Origin of the sequence: Pandoraea anhela (assembly GCF_902459655.1) — a bacterium.
Taxonomy (GTDB): domain Bacteria; phylum Pseudomonadota; class Gammaproteobacteria; order Burkholderiales; family Burkholderiaceae; genus Pandoraea; species Pandoraea anhela.
Map to the genome: position 1 here is coordinate 150,361 of NZ_CABPSB010000013.1, position 20,869 is coordinate 171,229.

20 protein-coding genes are annotated in these 20,869 nt (G+C 65.9%); 12 read left to right on the forward strand and 8 right to left on the reverse strand.

Going from position 1 to position 20,869, the window contains the following annotated elements:
• Positions 1-75: 75 nt before the first annotated feature.
• Positions 76-1,446, reverse strand: coding sequence for a M23 family metallopeptidase (locus tag PAN31108_RS17665; protein ID WP_150670125.1), 1,371 nt, complete (start codon positions 1,444-1,446; stop codon positions 76-78).
• Between the two features lie 201 nt (positions 1,447-1,647).
• Between PAN31108_RS17665 and tyrS the strand changes: the two genes are divergently transcribed.
• The 4 genes from tyrS to PAN31108_RS17685 all read left to right on the forward strand — a co-directional run bounded on the left by tyrS (position 1,648) and on the right by PAN31108_RS17685 (position 5,074).
• Positions 1,648-2,892: a tyrosine--tRNA ligase gene (tyrS, locus tag PAN31108_RS17670; RefSeq protein ID WP_150670126.1), complete on the forward strand. Its 1,245-nt coding sequence runs from the start codon at positions 1,648-1,650 to the stop codon at positions 2,890-2,892.
• Positions 2,893-2,918: 26 nt separating this feature from the next.
• Positions 2,919-3,398: a D-aminoacyl-tRNA deacylase gene (dtd, locus tag PAN31108_RS17675; RefSeq protein ID WP_150670127.1), complete on the forward strand. Its 480-nt coding sequence runs from the start codon at positions 2,919-2,921 to the stop codon at positions 3,396-3,398.
• A gap of 294 nt (positions 3,399-3,692) precedes the next feature.
• The gene (locus tag PAN31108_RS17680) at positions 3,693-4,319 is read left to right on the forward strand and encodes a YbhB/YbcL family Raf kinase inhibitor-like protein (RefSeq protein ID WP_150670128.1); all 627 of its coding nucleotides are present in this window, start codon (positions 3,693-3,695) and stop codon (positions 4,317-4,319) included.
• Between the two features lie 44 nt (positions 4,320-4,363).
• On the forward strand, positions 4,364-5,074 hold the full coding sequence (locus PAN31108_RS17685) for a histidine phosphatase family protein (RefSeq protein WP_150670129.1): 711 nt from the start codon (positions 4,364-4,366) through the stop codon (positions 5,072-5,074).
• A gap of 36 nt (positions 5,075-5,110) precedes the next feature.
• Here the strand turns inward: PAN31108_RS17685 and PAN31108_RS17690 are convergent, their stop codons facing one another.
• From PAN31108_RS17690 to ruvC, 3 genes are all read right to left on the reverse strand, one after another.
• Entirely contained in the window at positions 5,111-6,097 is a 987-nt protein-coding gene (locus tag PAN31108_RS17690; protein ID WP_150670130.1) for an oxygenase MpaB family protein, read from the reverse strand.
• An 83-nt stretch (positions 6,098-6,180) separates the two neighbouring features.
• Entirely contained in the window at positions 6,181-7,254 is a 1,074-nt protein-coding gene (gene ruvB, locus PAN31108_RS17695; RefSeq protein WP_150670131.1) for a Holliday junction branch migration DNA helicase RuvB, read from the reverse strand.
• Positions 7,255-7,287: 33 nt separating this feature from the next.
• Complete coding sequence (gene ruvC / locus PAN31108_RS17700; protein WP_150670132.1) at positions 7,288-7,830, reverse strand: crossover junction endodeoxyribonuclease RuvC; 543 nt, start codon at positions 7,828-7,830, stop codon at positions 7,288-7,290.
• A 489-nt stretch (positions 7,831-8,319) separates the two neighbouring features.
• Between ruvC and PAN31108_RS17705 the strand changes: the two genes are divergently transcribed.
• The 3 genes from PAN31108_RS17705 to PAN31108_RS17715 all read left to right on the forward strand — a co-directional run bounded on the left by PAN31108_RS17705 (position 8,320) and on the right by PAN31108_RS17715 (position 10,690).
• A complete protein-coding gene (locus PAN31108_RS17705) occupies positions 8,320-8,736 on the forward strand; it encodes a CopD family protein (protein ID WP_150670133.1) in 417 nt (138 codons plus the stop codon).
• A gap of 149 nt (positions 8,737-8,885) precedes the next feature.
• The gene (locus tag PAN31108_RS17710; protein WP_150670134.1) at positions 8,886-9,515 is read left to right on the forward strand and encodes a 2-hydroxychromene-2-carboxylate isomerase; all 630 of its coding nucleotides are present in this window, start codon (positions 8,886-8,888) and stop codon (positions 9,513-9,515) included.
• A gap of 170 nt (positions 9,516-9,685) precedes the next feature.
• Positions 9,686-10,690, forward strand: coding sequence for an NAD(P)-dependent oxidoreductase (locus PAN31108_RS17715; RefSeq protein WP_150670135.1), 1,005 nt, complete (start codon positions 9,686-9,688; stop codon positions 10,688-10,690).
• Between the two features lie 166 nt (positions 10,691-10,856).
• Here PAN31108_RS17715 and PAN31108_RS17720 read toward each other — a convergent pair whose 3' ends face one another.
• On the reverse strand, positions 10,857-11,702 hold the full coding sequence (locus PAN31108_RS17720) for an SIS domain-containing protein (protein WP_150670136.1): 846 nt from the start codon (positions 11,700-11,702) through the stop codon (positions 10,857-10,859).
• A 496-nt stretch (positions 11,703-12,198) separates the two neighbouring features.
• On the opposite strand from PAN31108_RS17720, the gene edd reads away from it, so the two are divergent.
• From edd to PAN31108_RS17745, 5 genes are all read left to right on the forward strand, one after another.
• A complete protein-coding gene (gene edd, locus PAN31108_RS17725) occupies positions 12,199-14,031 on the forward strand; it encodes a phosphogluconate dehydratase (RefSeq protein WP_174995037.1) in 1,833 nt (610 codons plus the stop codon).
• A gap of 81 nt (positions 14,032-14,112) precedes the next feature.
• Complete coding sequence (gene eda / locus PAN31108_RS17730; protein ID WP_150670138.1) at positions 14,113-14,739, forward strand: bifunctional 4-hydroxy-2-oxoglutarate aldolase/2-dehydro-3-deoxy-phosphogluconate aldolase; 627 nt, start codon at positions 14,113-14,115, stop codon at positions 14,737-14,739.
• 210 nt (positions 14,740-14,949) lie between these two features.
• Positions 14,950-16,305: a GntP family permease gene (locus tag PAN31108_RS17735; RefSeq protein ID WP_150670139.1), complete on the forward strand. Its 1,356-nt coding sequence runs from the start codon at positions 14,950-14,952 to the stop codon at positions 16,303-16,305.
• 70 nt (positions 16,306-16,375) lie between these two features.
• Positions 16,376-16,909, forward strand: coding sequence for a gluconokinase (locus PAN31108_RS17740; RefSeq protein WP_150670140.1), 534 nt, complete (start codon positions 16,376-16,378; stop codon positions 16,907-16,909).
• Positions 16,910-16,958: 49 nt separating this feature from the next.
• Entirely contained in the window at positions 16,959-18,284 is a 1,326-nt protein-coding gene (locus tag PAN31108_RS17745) for a THUMP domain-containing class I SAM-dependent RNA methyltransferase (protein ID WP_150670141.1), read from the forward strand.
• A 96-nt stretch (positions 18,285-18,380) separates the two neighbouring features.
• Here the strand turns inward: PAN31108_RS17745 and PAN31108_RS17750 are convergent, their stop codons facing one another.
• The 3 genes from PAN31108_RS17750 to PAN31108_RS17760 all read right to left on the reverse strand — a co-directional run.
• Positions 18,381-19,469 carry a hypothetical protein gene (locus PAN31108_RS17750; RefSeq protein ID WP_150670142.1) on the reverse strand — a complete coding sequence of 363 codons (1,089 nt, stop codon included), beginning with the start codon at positions 19,467-19,469 and terminating at the stop codon, positions 18,381-18,383.
• A gap of 120 nt (positions 19,470-19,589) precedes the next feature.
• Positions 19,590-20,351, reverse strand: a complete 762-nt coding sequence (locus PAN31108_RS17755) for a 5'-methylthioadenosine/adenosylhomocysteine nucleosidase (protein ID WP_150670143.1) — start codon at positions 20,349-20,351, stop codon at positions 19,590-19,592.
• Positions 20,352-20,606: 255 nt separating this feature from the next.
• The coding region (locus PAN31108_RS17760; RefSeq protein WP_150670144.1) for an NAD(P)(+) transhydrogenase (Re/Si-specific) subunit beta at positions 20,607-20,869 on the reverse strand (263 nt) is incomplete at its 5' end.

Consider the following 20,869-nt stretch of genomic DNA (forward strand, 5'->3'; position numbering starts at 1 on the left):
GGAGGGGGAATCTGCGCTGCGCGGGAGTGTGCGTGAATCGCACGCTATCCCGCGCAGTGCGGCCTCCAGCATACCTTAATCGCGCTCGGCGACTTGCACGGTGCGCATCAGATCGATGCGCTTGAGCAGGTTTTCGGCGTACATGTCGAACAGCTTCAGGCGATTGCCCGACAACGGTGCGACGGCGGCCACATCCGTCGCGAACGGATTGCGGGGCACGCCCTTGAAACGCAGTTCGTAGTGCAGGTGCGGGCCCGTGGCCCAGCCCGTCTGGCCGACGAAGCCGATGACCTGACCTTGCGTGACACGTGTGCCGGCCTTCATGCCCGGACCGAAGCCGGAGAGATGGGCGTAGCGCGTCTCGTAATTGCCCGCATGTTCGATCCTGACCAGATTGCCGTAACCGCCCTGCGTGCCGACGAACGAGACCACGCCGTCGCCCGCCGCAAACACGCGCGTGCCGATGGGGGCCGCCAGGTCCACGCCTTCGTGCATTTTCCACTGGCGCTGGAACGGATGTTCGCGGCCGCCGAAGGCCGACGAAATACGCGAAAACTCGACCGGCGTGCGCAGGAAAGCCTGCTTCAGGTTACGACCGTCGAAGCCGTAGTAAGCGCCATCGGGCGAGCCCTGCGGATCGGCGTACCAGATGGCCTGATGCGTCTTGCCCTGATTGATGAACTCGATGGCGAGCACCCGGCCGGTACGCACAGTGCGGTCCTGCTGCTTGACCACTTCGTACACGAGGCGGAAGCGATCGCCCCGGCGCACGTCGCGCTGGAAGTTGATCACGCCGGAGAAGATGTTCACCATCTGCGCGACGACGGCGTCGGGCACGCCCGCATCGTCCATCGCGGTGAAGAAGTTGCCGGCAATTGCCCCGGAGCGCATGGCCCATTCGGTGTCGTTCGCCAACTGCTCCATACGGGCATGCAGACGGCCGGCGTCGTTACGCTCGATCACCAGTTGCTGGGCAGCGGCGCTGCCCGTGGACAGCACGGTGGAGAGCGAGACGAGCTTGCCGTCATCGTCGGTTTCCGCCTGCACGACCTGCCCTGCGGGTACGCCGATCAGACGTCGGGCGACGGCATTGTCACGAATGAACTTCTCGGCAGCGGGATCCTGTATCGACAGCCGCGAGAGCATGTCGCCGAGGGTTTCGCCGCGCCGCAGCGCCACTTGGTGAATGAAGGTCTGGGAGTGCGCGTCGAGCTGCTGGATCTGTTTGGCCAGGTCGGGGAAGGTGAGCGGCAACGTCACGCTCGCACCGTTACGTGCCGAATCCGGCACCATCGGCGCCACGCCGAAAGCGGTCACCATTCCCAACGTCAGGGCCGAACCGACCGTCGCCACGATTTGCACCTTTCTGCGACGGTGCTTTGGCTGCGTGGGATCGATCAGGGTCAGCAGTTCACGCGCAAAAAAATCACGGAGTCTTGGCCACATCACGTAAAATTCTGCGCAACTTACGAAAATAGCCCGGGCGGAGCGACACGCTTCGAGATTGCCTGCCGGAATTTCCGGGGCAACCCGGCGCCGCTTCGGCCCGAGCCGAGAATTGAGCGGCAATTATAGCAGACCCGCCGCTGCCTCCGCCTTTACTGACGGGATAAGGGAATCCCCTGAAGCCGTCTGGACAATGATGTTATGACAAGTGAACACGCACTCACCTCGGAAAAGCAGTACCCCGTGACCGATGCCGCCCGCGCTGCCCTGGCCATTGCCAAGCGCGGTTGCGACGAACTGCTCGTCGAAGAAGAGTTTCTGCAGAAGCTGGCTCGCAGCGAAGCGACGGGTAAGCCGCTGCGCATCAAACTGGGTCTCGATCCGACCGCGCCCGACATTCACATCGGCCACACGGTGGTGCTCAACAAGATGCGCCAGTTGCAGGATCTGGGGCATACCGTCATTTTCCTGATCGGCGATTTCACGTCGCTGATCGGCGATCCGTCGGGGCGTAACAGCACGCGTCCGCCGCTCACCCGCGAGCAGATCGAGGCGAACGCCAAGACCTACTTCGAACAGGCCGCACTGGTGCTCGACCGCGAGAAGACCGAAATCCGCTACAACAGCGAATGGTCGATGAAGCTGGGGGCGGACGGCATGATCAAGCTCGCATCGCGCTACACCATGGCGCGCATGCTCGAGCGAGAAGACTTCACGAAGCGTTTCCAGGGCGGCGTGCCCATCGCCATCCACGAATTCCTTTACCCGCTGATGCAGGGTTACGACTCGGTCGCACTGGAGTCGGATCTCGAACTCGGCGGCACCGACCAGAAGTTCAACCTGCTCGTGGGCCGCGAATTGCAGAAGCAGTACGGCCAGGAGCCCCAGTGCATTCTGACGATGCCGCTGCTCGAAGGGTTGGACGGCGTCGAGAAGATGTCGAAGTCCAAGAACAACTACATCGGCATCAGCGAGAAGCCCAGCGAAATGTTCGGCAAGCTGATGAGCATTTCGGACGACCTGATGTGGCGCTACTACGAGCTGCTGTCGTTCCGCACGCTCGAAGCGATTGCGCAACTGCGCAAAGATGTCGAAGGCGGCCGTAACCCGCGCGACGTGAAGGTGCTGCTCGGTCAGGAGATCGTGGCGCGCTTTCACTCGCAGGCGGACGCCGAGCGCGCGCTCGAGGACTTCAACGCGCGCGCCAAGGGCGGCGTGCCGGACGATATTCCGGAAGTTTCCCTCGAAGGCGCACCGCTGGGCATTGCCCAACTCCTCAAGCAGGCGGGTCTCGTGCCCTCGACGTCCGAAGCCAACCGCAACATCGAGCAGGGTGGCGTGCGTATCGATGGCGAGGTCGTGTCCGACAAGGGGGCGAAGATCGACGCCGGTACCTATGTCGTGCAAGTGGGCAAGCGCCGCTTCGCCCGCGTGACGCTCGCCTGAGCGCCGGCATCGACTGAACGAACGGGATGATTGCGCTCATTCAACGTGTCCTCGAAGCGGCGGTGACGGTCGATGGCCGCACCGTCGGCGCGATCGGTCCGGGCCTGCTCGCCCTCGTGTGCGCCGAGCGTGGCGACACCGAGGCAAGTGCGGACAAGCTGCTCACGAAGCTGCTCGGTTATCGCGTGTTTTCCGACGAAGCGGGCAAGATGAACCGCAGCGTGTCCAGTCTCGACGGCAAGACCGACGGCACGGGCACGGCCGGCGCTCTGCTCCTCGTCTCGCAGTTCACGCTCGCCGCCGATACCAACAGCGGCACGCGCCCGAGCTTCACGCCCGCGGCCAGTCCGGCAGACGGCAAGCGTCTCTTCGATCACTTCGTGACGCAGGCGCGAGCGCGTCATCCCATCGTGCAAACCGGTGAGTTCGGGGCGCATATGCGCGTCTCGCTCGTCAATGACGGACCGGTGACGTTCTGGTTGCAGACGAAGCCCGAAGCGGTCTGAATTCGCCCGGCGTCCGCCTGCTGCCCGAGGGATGTCGATCCGATATTGAACCGATATCGGCGTCGGTCTGCGCAGGCAAGGCGCCGCCGTCGCTGCCTGCCGTCGGTTGACGGCGGCCGAGGCCGCACACCGAGGCTTCGCGGTGGCGCGGCTCGACGGCTTCCCCCCGATCTCTCGTCATCCCGAAAATCGCTCGGAATCGTCCTGAAGCCCATGGCTGAGCGCACGCGATTCGCAGTGGTGTGATACCGTCGTCGGGTACGAATTCTCACATTCACAGCTTGGGAGTATCTGATGAAAGTCTGGAGTGACTCGTTTGCCGAAAACGCCGCGATCGACGCGCAATTCGCCTTCGGCAAACCGGACGCACAGTCGCACGTCGCGCTGTCGCAGAACAAGAACCCCCATCTCGCCTGGTCCGACGTGCCCGCCGGTACGCGCTCGTTCGTCGTCGTCTGCACCGATAGCGACGTGCCGAGCCGGGGCGACGACGTCAACAAGGAAGGCCGCGAGGTGCCGGCGGACCTGCCGCGCGTCGACTTTTTCCACTGGGTGCTCGTCGATGTGCCGGCGTCTGCGAGCGAGATCCCGGCAGCGAGCCACAGCAATCACGTCACACCGCGTGGCAAGTTCGGCCCGGATGCGCTCGACGGCATGCGCCATGGGGTGAACGACTACACCGCCTGGTTCGCGGGCGACGACTCGATGAAGGGCGATTACTACGGCTATGACGGCCCGTGCCCGCCGTGGAACGACACGATCGTCCACCACTATCATTTCACCGTGTATGCGCTGGATGTGGCCCGCGTGCCGCTCGACGGCCGCTTCGACGGCAACGACGTGCTGGCGGCCATCCAGCCGCACGTGCTGGGCAGCGCCAGCGTGACCGGCACCTACACGCTCAATCCGAAGGCGCGCTGAAGGCGAGCCGCCGGCGTCTTATCCTTCACTACGCGATTGCATCGATGACCCGCACGACCACCACGCTGACCCTGATTCGCCACGGCGAGACCGACTGGAACCGCGTCAAGCGGATTCAGGGGCACACCGACATTCCGCTCTCTGCCGAGGGTGAACGTCAGGCGGTCTTGCTCGGTGCGCGGATCGAACGCGAGGTCTCGACGCATGGCAGCGTGTTCGATCACCTGCTGACAAGCGACTTGCAGCGCGCCGTGCAGACGGCGCAGCCCGTGGCGCGCGCATGCGGTTTGCCGCTCGTGCGCACGGCGCGGCTTCGGGAGCGCCACTACGGGGCTTTCGAGACGCGCGTGCCCGATGAGATTCAGGCGGACTTTGCGCAGGACTACGCGCGTTGGCAGACGCGCGATCCGGACTTTGTCATTCCCGGTGGCGAATCGATGCGTGGCTTCTATACGCGCGTCACCGATTTCGTCACGCAATTGCTCGGCGATTACGCGGGGCAGCGCGTGGGGCTGGTCGCGCACGGCGGTGTGCTGGACTGCTGCTACCGGCTTGCGACGGGGCTCGCGCTGACCGAACCGCGTGCGTATCCGTTGCTCAATGCTAGCGTGAACCGTCTGGCTTACGACGGCGAGCGATGGCAGGTGCTGAGCTGGGGAGATGTGACCCATCTGGACGACGCCGTACGCGACGAAAGCAACGACAAGCCGGTGCATGCCGCCGCCGACGACCGCGTCGACCCGCGTGTGGTGTGAGGCGTGGAACGGTAGCGTGCGAGCGCGCGTCGGCGCCTAGCGTTCCCACGACGGCTTGGTGATCTCGACGGCCGGTGGGGCGAGCGCGCGTCGCCGTGCGCGATGCGCCACGCTGTTGCGCATCGACCAGCGCGCCACCTGCGCCATGTGACGTACGGCAGGCCGCACCGTGAGACGGCGAAGTGCCGCCCGTTCATCGAAGCCGAGCATCGCCTGCGACCAGTCCGGCAGCAGATCGATGCCCGCGCGAAACAACAGTCCGCTGAATACGCGAGCGCCGGCAAACGGTGCGGGCAGGTTACGCAGTACGCGCACGACTTCTTCCGTGCGATTGCTCGCGGTGAGCGAAGGCCGCACCGATTCGAGATAGTCGTCGATTTGCGTCACGCTCGTCGGCACGTCGTGCGCGCCGAGCGCCGTCGCAATGCGCGCCACTTCCGCGTAATAGCGGTCCTGATCGCCGCGCGAGAACGCCGGATTCTTGTAGACGAGGTAGCTTCGCAGGAAGCTCGACGTTTCGGCGACATGCACCCACGTCAGCAGCGCCGGATCGTCAGCCGCGTAAGGCCGGCCATCGGGCGCGGTCCCCTTGACCTGAAGATGGATGCGTCGCACGCGTTCGAGCAGCGCTTCGGCGTCGGCGGTATTGCCGAAGGTCGTGCCGCCGATGAACGTCGCCGTGCGGCGCAGGCGTCCCATCACATCCTCCCGGAACGTCGAGTGGTCCCACACTCCGGCCATGGCCAGCGGGTGCAGCGATTGCAGCAGCAGTGCGCTGACGCCGCCGATCATCATCGACGTGAAATCGCCGTGCACGTGCCAGCACGCGGCGTCCGGGCCGAAGAGGCCGGGATCGCCGTCGGGGGTGTCGTAGTTCAGGCGGGGGGCGCCGGGGCCGGATGTCAGGCTCACGAGGCGCATGGCGATGGCGTGCCGCAAGCGTCCCGACACGCCCACGACCGGCCCGGCGGGACGCAGGGGCGTCGCGGGCGGCGGGGTGGGCAGGTCATCGTGCGAGGCCATATCGAGCGGTGGTCGGTGGGACGATGTGACGTCGCGGCGTGCCGGGCGAATGACGGGGGGGCAGGACGGGGCGGTGTGCGCCGCTACTTGCCTGTCGTCGGGTCTGGCGACCAGAGCGAGCCGCTCTCCGGTGCGCTGCCGGGGGCGGCCAGTCCGAAATGACGGTAGGCGGCGAGCGTGGCGACGCGTCCGCGCGGGGTGCGTTGCAGGAAGCCCTGCTGGATCAGATACGGTTCGATGACGTCTTCGATCGTGTCGCGCTCTTCACCGATGGCGGCGGCCAGGTTATCGACGCCCACCGGGCCGCCGTCGAACTTGTGCAGCACGGCTTCGAGCAGCTTGCGATCCATTACGTCGAAACCGACGGCGTCGACGTCGAGCATCGACAGCGCGGCATCGGCGACCGCCGCGGTGATACGGCCGTCGGCTCTCACTTCCGCAAAGTCGCGCACGCGGCGCAGCAGTCGGTTCGCGATACGCGGCGTGCCACGCGCGCGGCGGGCGATTTCATACGCGCCGTCGTCGGCGATCACCGCGCCGAGCAGCCCGGCCGAGCGTCGCACGATGCCGGCGAGTTCTTCGGCCGAATAGAATTCCAGACGCGCCACGATCCCGAAGCGATCGCGCAGCGGATTCGTGAGCATGCCGGCGCGGGTCGTCGCGCCCACGAGCGTGAACGGTTGGAGGTCGAGCTTGACGCTGCGCGCCGCCGGCCCCTCGCCGATCATGATGTCGATCTGGTAGTCCTCGAGCGCCGGGTACAGAATTTCCTCGACGACCGGCGATAGCCGGTGAATTTCGTCGATGAACAGCACGTCGTTGGCTTCGAGATTGGTCAGCAGGGCGGCGAGGTCGCCCGGACGCTCCAGCACGGGACCCGACGTCTGGCGCAGATGCACGCCCATTTCGCGGGCGATGATGTGCGCGAGTGTCGTTTTACCCAGACCGGGCGGGCCGAAGAGCAGCACGTGGTCGAGCGGTTCCGAGCGCTTGCGGGCCGCCTCGATGAAGATTTCGAGCTGGTCGCGCACTTTGCGCTGGCCGACGTATTCGTCGAGCAGCTTGGGGCGCAGCGCGCGCTCGAAGGCTTCTTCGTTGGGCGAGGCCGGGGTCGGCGCGATGATGCGCTCGGCGGCGAGTTTGTCGGTTTCGATCATGGCTGCATTGTAGCGCTTCGGACGCTCGCCCGATCAGCCGACCAGCCGCCCGCGCTTGACGCGCAAGCCCTTGGCGGCGAGCGCCGGGGCGACCTCGGCCAGCGCGGCGTAGGTGTCGCCGTTATGTGCATGGCAGATGGCCACGCCGAGCGCGTCGGAGGCGTCCTTGCCCGGCGTGCCGGTCAGCGTGAGCAGCCGGGTGACCATCTCCTGCACCTGTTCCTTGCGGGCGCGCCCGTAACCGACGACCGCCTGCTTCAACTGCATTGGCGTGTATTCGAAGACTTCCAGCCCCCCGACCGACAGCGCCGTGATCGCCGCACCGCGCGCCTGACCGAGCAGCAGCGTGGATTGGGGATTGACGTTGACGAACACCTTTTCGATGGCGGCCTGATCGGGCTGGTAGGTGTCGACCAGTTCCGCCACGCTCTCGAAGATGATGCGCAGGCGGGCGGCCAGCGTGCCGTCGCCGGTGCGGATAACGCCGCTCGTCACATATTGCAGACGGTTGCCGTGCTTTTCGAGCACGCCGAAACCGGTGACGCGCAGGCCGGGGTCGATGCCAAGAATTCTCATGCGGGGGCCGATGATCGGCGGACTGCGCCGATGTGGGCAAAAAAGCCAGTATGGCCCGTATTCTGGCACAGCCGCTCCGGGGCATGGCGCGAAGTCGTCGATGGACGTCGATGGATTCACTGGTTGCAGTCTGTTTCGCCATGCAAGACGGTGGGGCCGTGATGGGGGCACGACTGACGGCGCGCGCACGACGCAGCGCAACAGGGCAGCTACCACCCTCCCCGAGAGGAGGTGTTCTCGTTGGCCATGGCCGGGGGTGAGCGAGCATGGGCGGGCATGGGAGGGCATGGGAGGGCCTGGGCAGGCGTGCCTACGGGCCGCGTCCGGGCGGTTGTGCGGCGGGGCTCGCCGGCACCTGCGGGTCGCGTCGATATGCCGCAGGGCCGGGAGGGGGTGACGAGGCCCGTTGAACGTCGCGAGGCGGCAGATTGTTGTACATTGCTTCCTGTTCAATATTATTCGACGGCCTGCCCCGGGCCACTTGCCCCGATGCTCTGGATCAAAGCGCTTCACATCGTTTTCGTCGCTTCGTGGTTTGCCGGTCTGTTCTACCTGCCGCGCATTTTCGTCAATCTCGCGATGGAGAGCGATCCGGCGGCGACGCAGCGTCTGTTGCTCATGGCGCGCAAGCTGTATCGCTTCATGACGATCCTGGCCGTGCCCGCGCTCGCTTTCGGACTGATCCTCTGGCTGTACTACGGCATCGGCCGCTCCGGCGGCTGGCTGCACGCCAAGCTTCTCATCGTGGTGTTGCTGATCGGCTATCACCACGCCTGCGGCAGTTTGCTGCGCAAGTTCGAAACGGGGCGCAATACGCGCTCGCATCGCTGGTATCGCTATTTCAACGAGATTCCGGTGATGGGCTTGCTGGGCGCTGTGATTCTCGCCGTCGTCAAGCCGTTCTGAGCGGCGCGCCTGCCTGTCGGCCCGCTACCGTGTGATGCCGTGACCGTTCAGGCAAGCGCCGTCATGGGCATCGCACCCATCACACACGTCGTCATACCGCAACAGCGCTAACCATAAGCGCCAACCATCCATAGGAAGAGGAGTTTGCCGTGAGTCTGACCTGCGAGTATTTTCTGGCGACGCAGTCGCCCTATGTCTATCTCGGACATGCGCGTTTCGTGGCGCTGGCGCGTCGATACGACGTGCAGATCCAACTCAAGCCGATGGATCTCGGACGCGTCTTCGACGGGTCGGGTGGCCTGCCGCTCGCCAAGCGCGCACCGCAGCGTCAGGCGTATCGTCTGGTGGAACTGGCGCGCTGGTCGAAGTATCTGGGCGTGCCGCTTAATCTTCAGCCCCGGTTTTTCCCGGTGTCGGGCGATCCGTCCGCCCGCCTCGTGATTGCGACGCAGCTCGCGCACGGCACGGACAAGGCGCTCGAACTGATCGGCGCCGTCTCGAAGGCGCTGTGGGTCGACGAACGCAACATTGCCGACGACGACACGCTGCAAGCCATCGCCGATAGCCTGTCGCTCGACGGCAAGTCGCTGCTCGCGGCGTCGAACGGCGCGAGCGTTCAGGCGGCGTACGACGCCAACACCAATGACGCCGCGAGCGCCGGCGTGTACGGCGCGCCGTGGTTCGTTTTCGAAGGCGAGCCCTATTGGGGCCAGGACCGCCTCGATTTTCTCGAGCGCGCCTTTGCGCAAGCCGGTGAGGTCGACGGTAAGACGGCCTGAGTTCGCATCGATCCGATCGCCGGACGTTGCAACCGTCACCGTCCGGGCAGCGCAGTTGCAGGCCGGGCGATCGGCCTGAGCCTGCGCCGATCCGATCGCCAGATATTTCGACCGCTGCCCTTCGGCGAACCTGCGCGGAGGCGGCGGTCGTCGCCCAAGGAGCGCGCCCCATGAGCCGTCCCGAAGTCGTGTTGTACAAGGGCGTGCCGCCGGACGTGCGCGCACGGTTGGCCGAGCACTTCTCGCTCACGGAGTTCGACGGCGTGAACGACGGTAATCGCGCCGCGTTCGCGGCGGCGCTCGGCCGTGCGGACGGCGCCATCGGCGTGGGCGTGAACGCCACCCCGGCACTGCTCGACGGCGCCCCGAAACTCAAGGCATGGGCCACGATCTCGGTGGGATACGACCAGTTCGATGTGCCCGATCTCACGCGTCGCGGCATCGTGCTCATGAACACGCCCGACGTGCTCACGGAAACCACGGCCGATACCGTGTTCGCACTGGTGCTCGCCAGCGCCCGGCGCGTTGTGGAACTGGCCGAACTCGTCAAGGCCGGCGGCTGGAGGGGGAGTCTCGGCGAAGCCCACTTCGGCACCGACGTGCATGGTAAGACGATCGGTATCGTCGGCATGGGCCGTATCGGCGGTGCGGTGGCGCGTCGTGCGGCGTTGGGCTTCGGCATGAAGGTGCTGTACAGCAATCGCTCGCGCAACGAGGCGGCGGAGACGGCCTACGGCGCCGAGCACCGCACGCTGCCCGAATTGCTGGCCCAGTCCGATTTCGTCGTGACGCTCGTCCCGCTCTCGCCTGCGACAGAACGCCTGATCGGCGCCAACGAGTTCGCGCAGATGAAGCGCGGTGCGATCTTCATCAACGCCGCACGCGGCAAGGTGATCGACGAAGCCGCGCTGATCGACGCGTTGGCGCGCGGTCATCTGCGCGCGGCCGGTCTCGACGTCTTCGAGCGTGAGCCGGTCTCTGTCGACTCGCCGCTACTGAAGATGCAGCACGTGGTGGCGTTGCCCCACATCGGCTCGGCCACGCACGAGACTCGTTATGCCATGGCGTCGTGCGCTGCCGACAACCTGATCGCGGCGCTGACCGGCCAGCCGCTGCATAATGTGGTTAATCCGGTGGTTAATCCGGTGGTGAAGCCGCAAGCGCGGCAGCCGTGAACCGATGTGCTTGACGTGGGGACGGTGCGCGGACGAGGTACGGCGTACGTCACGCCGCGCTTTCGTTACGCCCTCGCGCCCCCGCTCCGTCTCGCCCGGCGTTCAGCCGTGTTCAGCCGTGTTCAGTCGTTGCACAGTCGCTTTGCACTTCTCGCGGCAACGCGCACTACTTCGCGTCGTTGGCCGTGCGCCGACGATTGATGACTTCCTTCGCGCGGGCGAGCTGCGACGGCAACCGGTCGCCGAGCCGCAGCGCCATCCCCACGGCGAGCACGTCGCCGATGGCCAGATGCGCAATGCGCGACGTCAACGGCGAATACACGTCCGTGTCTTCGTCGACGTCGGCAAACAGCGCCACTGACGCCTGCCGCGCCAGCGGCGAATTGCTGTGCGTGATGGCGATCACGCTGGCCCCTGCGGTGCGGGCGAGCGCCGCAGCTTCGAGCAGGTCCTGCGTGCGTCCCGTATTCGAGATCGCGACGACCACATCCCCTTGCCCCAGGAGCGCGGCCGACATGCCGTAGACGTGCGGATCGCTATACGCCACGGCGGGCACGCCTAGCCGGAAGAACTTGTGCTGCATGTCCTGCGCGGCGATGCCCGACGCGCCCGCGCCGTAGAACTCGATGCGTCGCGCGGTGGCGAGCAGCGCGATGGCTTGTCCGACGCTGTCGGGCGAGAGGTTGTTGCGGACCTGCATGAGGCTGCCGATGGTGCGATCGAGCACCTTGCTCGCGATGCCCGGCACCGGTTCGTCCGGCCGCACGTCGCGGTGCACGAAAGGCACACCCTGCGCGATACCCTGCGCCAGACGAATCTTGAATTCGCGGTAGCCGCTGCATCCGACGGCCTGGCAGAAGCGGGCGATGGTCGGCTGGCTGACGCTGGCGCGCTCGGCGAGTTCGTTCATCGACAGGTCGACGACTTCGCGCGGGGCGTCCAGCACATAGGTCGCGAGCTTGCGCTCGGAGGGGCGCAACTGGGTCAGCGTGGCTTTGATTCGGTTAAGCATGGCAGGCAAGCACCAACAAAAGCAGACGCGCAGCGCAGGGGCCGATCGGGGCCGTTGCGCGTCATTCCCCCCGTTCCCCCGTTCCCCCGTTTCAACAGTATGGCGCCGGCGTGGCGTCACGGGCCGAATACGGCGAATCCGTGACGGAACCGGCTTGTCAGGCGCCCACTATAGCACCCGCAAGCGCCGCAGCATCCGCTCGTGTACACGCTGATCGTCCCTTGATGACGTATGAAAATGTACAAAAACTACAGAAATACGACATTCCACATTATGAATTGATGTTTCTCGATACGGCAAAAAATGCCGTAAGTGTTGGATGTGACTCAGTAAAACCCCGAATAGGGCGGTCTTTCGATTGATGGGATGTAGAATTTCTACTAAACTCCGCTCCCAATTGCCCCCGACCCGCCCGGATCCCGGCTGAACGCCGCCGGCACCCGGCCCGTGCTTCGGGGCATCGCAATGCCGTTCCCGGCGTGAACCTTTTCGCATGATGTCCGAGCAAACGAAGCCCCTGCACCCGACCGTAATGGCAGTCACTGCGCGCATTGCCGCGCGCAGCCGCGACACGCGTGCCGCATATCTGGCCCGCATCGACGCCAGCGCCGGCCGCTTCCCGCAGCGCGGGGCGCTGTCCTGTGCCAATCTCGCACACGGTTTCGCCGCCATGCCCGCCAACGACAAGCTGATCCTGCGCGAGCAGCGTCGCCCGAACGTCGGCATCGTCACCGCTTACAACGACATGCTCTCGGCGCATCAGCCTTACGAGCAATATCCGGCGCGTCTGCGCGAGGCTGCGCGCAAGCTCGGCGCAACGGCGCAGGTCGCCGGCGGCGTGCCCGCGATGTGCGATGGCGTCACGCAAGGCAACGCCGGCATGGAGTTGTCGCTGTTCTCGCGCGAAATCATCGCGATGAGCACGGCGGTCGCCCTCTCGCACAACATGTTCGACGCGGCGCTCATGCTCGGCGTGTGCGACAAGATCGTGCCGGGTCTCGTGATCGGGGCCTTGCAGTTCGGTCATCTGCCGACGATCTTCGTGCCCGCCGGTCCGATGGCGAGTGGCTTGTCGAACGACGAAAAGGCCAAGATCCGCCAGTGGTACGCCACGGGGCAAGTCGGCCGCGACGCACTGCTCGAATCCGAATCGCAGGCATACCACAGCGCCGGCACGTGCACGTTCTACGGCACGGCCAACAGCAATCAGTTGCTCATGGAAATCATGGGGCTGCATCTGCCGGGCGCCGCCTTCGTGCATCCGCACACCTCGCTGCGCGATGCGCTGACCGATGCCACGCTCGCGCGCGTGCTGGCCATCGGCGCCGACACCCCTGACTACACCCCCATCGGCCATGTGGTCGACGAGCGCGCCGTGGTCAATGGCATCGTCGGCCTGCTCGCCACGGGCGGCTCGACCAATCACACGCTGCATCTGGTGGCGATGGCGCGCGCGGCCGGGGTCGTCATCGACTGGGACGATTTCGACGCGCTGTCGGCCATCGTGCCGCTCATGGCGCGCGTCTACCCGAACGGCAAGGCCGACGTGAACCACTTCCACGCGGCGGGCGGCATGGGCTTCCTGATCGGTGAATTGATCGACGCCGGCCTGCTGCACGACGACGTGAAGACCGTGGCCGGGCCGGGCTTGTCGCGCTACCGCGCCGAGCCGTGGCTGTCGCCTGAAGGGCTGGCATGGCGTGCGGGGAGCGCCTACAGTGGTGATCGTGACGTCTTGCGCGGCCATGCCGAGCCGTTCGCCCCCGATGGCGGATTGCGGCTCATGCACGGCAATCTCGGGCGGGGCGTCATCAAGGTGTCGGCGGTCAAGCCGGAACATCGGCGCGTGGCCGCAACGGCACGCGTATTTACTTCGCAGGAAGCGGTCCAGGCCGCGTTCGACGCGGGCGAGCTGCGTCGCGACGTGGTCGTGGTGTTGCGTGGCCAGGGGCCGCGCGCCAATGGCATGCCGGAGCTGCATCGTCTCACGCCTCTGCTCGGTGTCTTGCAGGACGAAGGGTTCGCGGTGGCGCTCGTGACGGACGGCCGCATGTCGGGCGCCTCGGGCAAGGTGCCCGCCGTGATTCACGTGTCGCCCGAGGCGGCCGGCGGCGGACCGCTCGCCCGGGTGCGCGACGGCGACCTGATCGTGCTCGACGCGAACGCCGGCATGCTGCACGCCGAGGTCGCGCCGCAGGAATGGGCCGCGCGCGAAATCGCGCCGGTACCGGTTTCGGGCGACGACACCGGACGTCTGCTCTTCGGCCACATGCGTGCGGCCGTGGGCGCGGCGGAGACCGGCGCTTCCGTGTTCTTCGGTACCGAGTGACGAGTCGCGACAAGGCTCGACGTGCGCAGGTGGCGCTAGACGGGCAACATGCAAGACGTCACAGCATTCAAGGAAAACGTAATGGACATCAATGACATCGTTCGTGCCGGCCCCGTGGTTCCGGTGCTCCAGTTCGATAACGTCGAGCAGGGCGAGCAGGTCTCGCGTGCGCTGCTCGCGGGCGGCGTGCGAGTTCTCGAAATCACGCTGCGCACCCCGGCGGCGATGGACGTCATTCGTCACGTGGCGGCCCTGTCCGACGACCTGATCGTCGGCGTGGGCACGCTCACGCGCCCTGAGGAAATGGCGCAGGCCGTGGCCGCCGGTGCGCGCTTCGGCGTGTCGCCGGGGTACACGCCCGCGCTGGGCGCGGCGGCTCGGGCTGCCGGTCTGCCGCTGCTGCCGGGCGTGGTGACGCCCTCGGACATTCTGGCGGCGCTGGCCGACGGCTACGAGACGGTGAAGTTCTTCCCGGCCGAGCCCTCTGGAGGCGTGCCCATGCTCAAGGCGCTGTACGGCCCGTTCCGCGACGTGCGTTTCTGCCCGACCGGCGGCATCAGCGCCGAGTCGGCGCCGTCGTATCTGGCGCAGCCGAACGTGGTGTGTGTTGGCGGTTCGTGGTTGACGCCCAAGGCGCTGGTCGACGCGAAGGACTGGGACGGCGTAACGCGTCTGGCGCGCGCGGCGAGCGCCCTGCCGCGTGGCTGACGCGTCAGGCTTGCGGGCGGTCGATCGAGGTCGTCACGCGGTGGAGATGTAACGAAGGCGATGTAACAACGGCGAGCTAACAACGACGAGGTACGCCGGCGTTATCGAAGCGCAGGATTTCAAGATTCCAAGAGGATTCCACGAGGATTCCAATAAGCGGGCGCGAGCCCAACGGGCATCCGCCCATCTAGCCAAACGAGGAGACCCCCCATGGTCGCGGTGCAAGGCAACTTGCTGCTGGTGTACGCGCTTGTCGCGGTAATCGCGCTGATTCTGATGATCGCGCGCTTCAAACTGAATCCGTTCATTACGCTGATCGTCGTCTCGCTCGTGCTTGGGCTGGCGGTCGGCATGCCCATGGGCGGGATCGTCAAGGCATTCGAAACGGGCGTGGGCAACACGCTGGGGCACATCGCGCTCGTGGTCGGTCTCGGGACGATGCTCGGCAAGATGATGGCCGAGTCCGGCGGGGCGGAGCGCATTGCGCGCACGCTGATCGGCTTCTTCGGTGAGAAGAACGTGCACTGGGCGATGGTCGTGATCGCGTTCATCGTCGGTCTGCCGGTGTTCTTCGAAGTCGGCTTCGTGCTGCTGATTCCGATTGCGTTCAACGTTGCGAAGCGCACCGGTACCTCGATGGTGCTCGTGGGCATTCCGATGGTGGCCGGTCTGTCGGTCGTGCACGGCCTGATCCCGCCGCACCCGGCGGCGCTGCTGGCGGTCACGGCATACAACGCGGACATCGGTCACACCATCATGTACGCCCTGATCGTCGGCATTCCCACAGCGGCGATTGCCGGTCCGCTGTTCGCGAAGCTGATGGCGCGTTATGTGGTGCCCAACCCGGATAACCCGCTGCTCGCGCAGTTCGTCGACGAAGACCGTCCGATGCATCAATTGCCGGGCTTCGGCATCACGTTGTTCACGATCCTGTTGCCGGTCATTCTGATGCTTATCGGCAGCTGGGCCGATCTGTTCTTCGCACCGAAGACATTCGCCAACGATTTCCTGCGTCTGATCGGCAATTCGGTGATGGCGCTGCTCATCGCCACGCTCGTGAGCTTCTTCACGTTCGGTAAGCAACGCGGTTTCAATCGCGACCAGATCCTGAAGTTCACCAACGAGTGTCTGGCGCCGATCGCAACGATTACGCTGGTCGTGGGCGCAGGTGGCGGTTTCGGGCGTATCCTGATGGACAGCGGCGTGTCGAAGGCGATCGTCGACGTGGCGACGAACGCCCACCTCTCGCCGCTGCTGCTGGGCTGGCTGGTGGCCGTGCTCATTCGTATCGCGACCGGCTCGGCCACGGTGGCCATGACGACCGCCTGCGGTATCGTCGCCCCGATCGCGGCGGCCGCCGGCTCGACCGTCAAGCCGGAACTGATGGTGCTGGCCACGGGCGCGGGTTCGCTGATCCTGTCGCACGTGAACGACGGCGGTTTCTGGCTGGTCAAGGAGTACTTCAACATGACCGTGCCGCAGACCTTCAAGACGTGGACGGTTTGCGAGACGATCATCTCTGTCGTGGCGCTTCTGTTGACGCTCGGCCTCGCAACGGTGATCTGAGGTGGCGATGCCGGGCATGCAGCAAGAGCAACACGCCGACGCGAGTCGGCACGGAACAAGGAGACGAGCCATGATCGTCGTGGTAATGGGCGTATCGGGCAGCGGCAAGAGTACGGTCGGGCAGAAGCTTGCCGACCGGCTGGGCTGCGGGTTTTCCGACGCGGATTCGTTTCACAGCGCCGCGAACATCGAGAAGATGCGTCGTGGCGAGGCGCTCAACGACGAGGACCGCGCACCGTGGCTCGCTGCGATTCGCGAGGCGATCGTCGCGCGCCGGGTGGCGGGGCGTCATCATGTGTTCGCATGCTCGGCGTTGCGTGCCCGTTACCGCGATGTGCTCGGCGAGCACGATGGCGACGTCGTGTTCGTCTACCTCAAGGGCGCACCCGAGGTGATCGGCGAGCGTCTGGCCTCGCGCTCGGGCCATTTCTTCGATCCGGCGTTGCTGCAAAGCCAGTTCAACACGTTGGAGGAGCCGCGCGACGCGCTGATCATCGACATCCGCGAGTCGCCCGACGCCATTGTGGAAACGCTGCTGCACAAGCTCGCCGCCTGCCCCGGCGGCGCACCGCTGACGTCGGCCGGTTCCGCGCGCGTACAATAGCGGTTTATTCCCCCAACCGGCGCTTCGCGCGCCGGTCGTACGCATCCACATGGCTTCCTTCGAATTCTTTGCGCCCTGTCCTCGCGGACTGGAAGAGGCGCTTGCCGCCGAACTGGCAGAACTGGGGCGTCTCGCCCCGATTTCGGTGGGCAAACAGGTGCCCGGTGGCGTGCACTTCGCAGGCCCTTGGGCGGCTGGCATGGCCGCCAACCTGCATTCGCGCATCGCCAGCCGGGTGCTGCTGCGTGTGGCGCAGCAGGGCTATCGCACCGAACAGGACATCTACGAATTCGCACTGCGTCAGCGCTGGGAGGACTGGTTCGGCTATCAGCAGACGTTGCGGGTGGACGTCACCGGCATCAAGGCGCCGGTGCGCAGTCTCGAATTCGTCACGCTGCGCGTCAAGGACGCCGTGTGCGATCGCCTGCGCGAGAAGACCGGTGCGCGTCCGAACATCGACACCGCGCAGCCTGACGTGCGCGTGTTCGCGTTCCTGACCGCGACCGACGCAACGCTCTATCTCGATACGTCGGGCGAGCCGTTGTTCAAGCGCGGCTGGCGTCTGGACAAGGGCGCGGCGCCCCTGCGCGAGAACCTTGCCGCCGGCATTCTGCGGCTCGCGGGCTGGCGCACCGACACGGCGGCCGACATGGTGTTGTACGACCCGATGTGCGGCAGCGGCACGTTCCTGGCGGAAGCCGCGCAGATCGCGCTCGGCGTGCCGGCGGGCGCCGGGCGTCGCTTCGGTTTCGAGAAGCTCAAGGGTTACGACATCACTGCATGGCAATCGCTCAAGGTGCAGGCGTCCGACGCCCAGCGCGACGCCCGCGTGCGTGGCGCGCCTGCGACGATCTTCGGCAGCGATATTTCCGGCGACATGCTGCTCAAGTCTCGCGCCAATCTGGAGTGCGCCGGCGTGGGCGACATCGGCCTGAAGCAGGTGGACGCTCGCGATATGTCGCCGCCGGTGGATCGTCCCGGGATCATTGTCGCCAACCCGCCATATGGCGAACGTATCGAAGTGCGCGGCCGTCGTGCGCCGCGCGATGCCGACGACGGCGATTCGCTCGACATGCACGGCAATCGCGGCGGCGCTTTCCAGCGCAATCAGCCGGACGGTGTCGATGCGGCGTTCTTCCGCGCCTTCGGCGATGTACTCAAGCAGCGTTTCACCGGCTGGAGTGCATTCCTGCTCACGGCGGACATGAGCCTGCCGGGGCAGATGCGTCTGCGCGAATCGCGTCGTACGCCGCTCTATAACGGCGCGCTCGAATGCCGTCTGTTCCGCTTCGATCTGATCGCGGGTTCCGTGCGCAAGCGAGTCGAGCGGGGCGAGGGCGATAGCGAGGCGCAGCGCGAGGGCGGCGACGCGTAAGCCGTCACGCTCATCTTTGGGTTCCACGAAAAAGACCGGCCATGCGCCGGTCTTTTGCCTTGGGGCGGTATGCGTGGGCGGCAACGATGCACTCCCTCACCGATCCGTGGCGGCAGGGGCCGAGTGTGAGCGATGCGCGGGCGGCGGCGGCGGGGGCGGCAAGGCCGCGCGTTGCGCTGCGCGCCGGTGCGCCGGCGTGACGGCCAGACGCTCGCGCAGGTCGCTCGGTGCGATCCGTGCCCGACGCGCGTCGCACGCCACGTTTTCCGGATCGGACAAATCGCTCTCGTAGTCGGCGCCGGTACGCGGCGAGTACCCGGACACATCGAGACAGCCCACGGTCGTCACATTGCGCAGCCACCGCTCCGTGTCACATGTGATCGCGTTGTGGCTCACGATGTCGTCGATGACGATACCTTCGCGCTGATCGGGGTGAATCTGCCAGATGTCGCGCGTGGCTTCCCAGTGCGGCCAGATTTGCCCGCCTGCGCCGTAATGGCAGTAGGCCAGCGCCTGATACGCCTTGCGGCATGCGTCGCGCATCGCGTAGCAGTTCGGCCGATCCAGCGTGGCAATGTCGAGCACGCGCGCGAGATGACTATTCGCATCGCCCGCGGCGCTGTAGAAGTACACCCACTTGTTGGTCGTGTCGAGCGACCATGGCACGGCGATATCGTGACCGAACGTCTGGAGGATGCGCAGCGTGACGATATCGTCTGCGACGTGGACATTCTCGTCACGCGTGAGCACCGAGTGCGCCCACGTGTCGAGCGTCGGCGTGCCGGCGAGCCGCTCGAAGATCGTCCAGCCGGTCGGGCGCGGGATCAGGCGACGCAGCAGATCGACGGCGAGATCGGTCGGCAGTCCGGTATCTCTGAGTGCATCGAGCGTGATCTCATGATCTTCGAGAACCGAGAGGCGTCGCAGCGCGGTGGCCTGTTCTGCGTTGCGTGCCGGCTGGCCGACCGTCGTCTTGCCGATGTAGCGCTCGACCTCTCGCCCGAAGACGCTGTCCGGATGCACGGCGGCGGCGGCCATCGCGGCTTTCGTCGGATTGCATTTCGGGTTGAGCGCCCGGATGTTGACGACGTCCACCCAACAGAGCGACCGGTAGATCGGTTCCAGAACCGGTGTGCTGAGATTCAGCGGCTGTGCGCCGGCCGCCGGTTGATGGTCTACGTTCATCGGATGTCTCCTGCGGACAATGTGGGAGGCGACATTGTCCGAAAGGAATTCGACAGGCGATGTCGAGTTCGCCCGCCGGAGTATCCAAACGGGGGCGACGGCGTGGCGCGTGCGGACGAACTATGCGGGGCGCGACGTCAGGAAACGCCGCAGAATGCCGTGCGAATAGTGGCTGGCGACATCGCGCAGAAAGCGCGGGAAGTCGACATGCGCGGTGTCGTCGGCGGCGTCGGAGAGCGTGCGCATCACGGCAAACGGAATGCCGTACTCGTGGCACACCTGCGCGACGGCAGCGCCCTCCATCTCGACGGCCAGCGCTTGCGGCAGATGGTCGCGCAGTCGCGTGACTTCACTGGCGCTGGAGACGAAGCGGTCGCCGCTGGCGATCTGTCCGACGTGCACACGCGGCGCGGTCATCCGCAACGCCTCGCGAAGCCCGGCGCTCACCCGGGCGGCCATTTCCTCGGCGAGCCAGTCGCGCGCGGCTTGTGCGAGGGCGTCGCGCAATGCGGACTCGGCGTCGAACGAGGCGCGTCCGAGCAGCGGGATCTCGAAGCGCGGGAAGAGGGGGCTCGCGTCCATATCGTGCTGCGTGAGCGTGTCGGCGACGACCACGTCGCCGACCGACAGGCCATGTGCGAGGCCGCCGGCGACGCCCGTGAAGACGATTTCGCTTACGTCGAAGCGATGAATCAGCGCAGCCGTCGTCGCCGCAGCCGCGACTTTGCCGATACGGGCGAGCACGATGACGCAGTCGTGACCGTGCAATCTGCCCACGTGATAGTCGCGCATGCCGATGTGTTCGACGCGCGCGCCGGGAGCCATTTCCGCGAGCAGATCGGCGATTTCTTCGTGAAGGGCGGCGACGATGCCTAGCGTCATGATGCGGGACTCGGAAGCGGTGATGAGCGCGCATTGTAGCGCGGGGCTGCACCCCGTGATGGCGTGCAGCCCCGCTTCGGGGGGGGGCGACGAAAATTCGTCGCCCCGAGACTACGGACCGCCTTGACAGTCTTGACCGTGCTAATGCACCGACGGCGGCATCGGTGGTGGCGCCATTCGTGCTTCAAGGGGGCGCAATCTGCCGCAATGCTTCGTTCAGTGGCGCGTTTCGATGTCGTCGGCGACGACTTCCCGTCATTCCACCGCCTTCACCATCTCCTCGACGACCTTCTTTGCGTCGCCAAACACCATCATGGTCTTGTCGAGGTAGAAGAGTTCGTTGTCCAGCCCGGCGTAACCCGCCGCCATCGAACGCTTGTTGACGATGATTGTCTTGGCCTTGTACGCCTCGAGAATCGGCATGCCGGCAATCGGCGATTGCGGATCGTTCTTCGCCGCCGGGTTCACCACGTCGTTCGCGCCGAGCACCAGCACCACGTCCGTCTGGCCGAACTCGC

Coding starts and splice junctions, on each gene's coding strand:
- PAN31108_RS17665 (WP_150670125.1), bottom strand. CDS start 1,446: ATGTGGCCAAGACTCCGTGATTTTTTTGCGCGTGAACTGCTGACCCTG.
- tyrS (WP_150670126.1), top strand. CDS start 1,648: ATGACAAGTGAACACGCACTCACCTCGGAAAAGCAGTACCCCGTGACC.
- dtd (WP_150670127.1), top strand. CDS start 2,919: ATGATTGCGCTCATTCAACGTGTCCTCGAAGCGGCGGTGACGGTCGAT.
- PAN31108_RS17680 (WP_150670128.1), top strand. CDS start 3,693: ATGAAAGTCTGGAGTGACTCGTTTGCCGAAAACGCCGCGATCGACGCG.
- PAN31108_RS17685 (WP_150670129.1), top strand. CDS start 4,364: ATGACCCGCACGACCACCACGCTGACCCTGATTCGCCACGGCGAGACC.
- PAN31108_RS17690 (WP_150670130.1), bottom strand. CDS start 6,097: ATGGCCTCGCACGATGACCTGCCCACCCCGCCGCCCGCGACGCCCCTG.
- ruvB (WP_150670131.1), bottom strand. CDS start 7,254: ATGATCGAAACCGACAAACTCGCCGCCGAGCGCATCATCGCGCCGACC.
- ruvC (WP_150670132.1), bottom strand. CDS start 7,830: ATGAGAATTCTTGGCATCGACCCCGGCCTGCGCGTCACCGGTTTCGGC.
- PAN31108_RS17705 (WP_150670133.1), top strand. CDS start 8,320: ATGCTCTGGATCAAAGCGCTTCACATCGTTTTCGTCGCTTCGTGGTTT.
- PAN31108_RS17715 (WP_150670135.1), top strand. CDS start 9,686: ATGAGCCGTCCCGAAGTCGTGTTGTACAAGGGCGTGCCGCCGGACGTG.
- PAN31108_RS17720 (WP_150670136.1), bottom strand. CDS start 11,702: ATGCTTAACCGAATCAAAGCCACGCTGACCCAGTTGCGCCCCTCCGAG.
- edd (WP_174995037.1), top strand. CDS start 12,199: ATGTCCGAGCAAACGAAGCCCCTGCACCCGACCGTAATGGCAGTCACT.
- eda (WP_150670138.1), top strand. CDS start 14,113: ATGGACATCAATGACATCGTTCGTGCCGGCCCCGTGGTTCCGGTGCTC.
- PAN31108_RS17735 (WP_150670139.1), top strand. CDS start 14,950: ATGGTCGCGGTGCAAGGCAACTTGCTGCTGGTGTACGCGCTTGTCGCG.
- PAN31108_RS17740 (WP_150670140.1), top strand. CDS start 16,376: ATGATCGTCGTGGTAATGGGCGTATCGGGCAGCGGCAAGAGTACGGTC.
- PAN31108_RS17745 (WP_150670141.1), top strand. CDS start 16,959: ATGGCTTCCTTCGAATTCTTTGCGCCCTGTCCTCGCGGACTGGAAGAG.
- PAN31108_RS17750 (WP_150670142.1), bottom strand. CDS start 19,469: ATGAACGTAGACCATCAACCGGCGGCCGGCGCACAGCCGCTGAATCTC.
- PAN31108_RS17755 (WP_150670143.1), bottom strand. CDS start 20,351: ATGACGCTAGGCATCGTCGCCGCCCTTCACGAAGAAATCGCCGATCTG.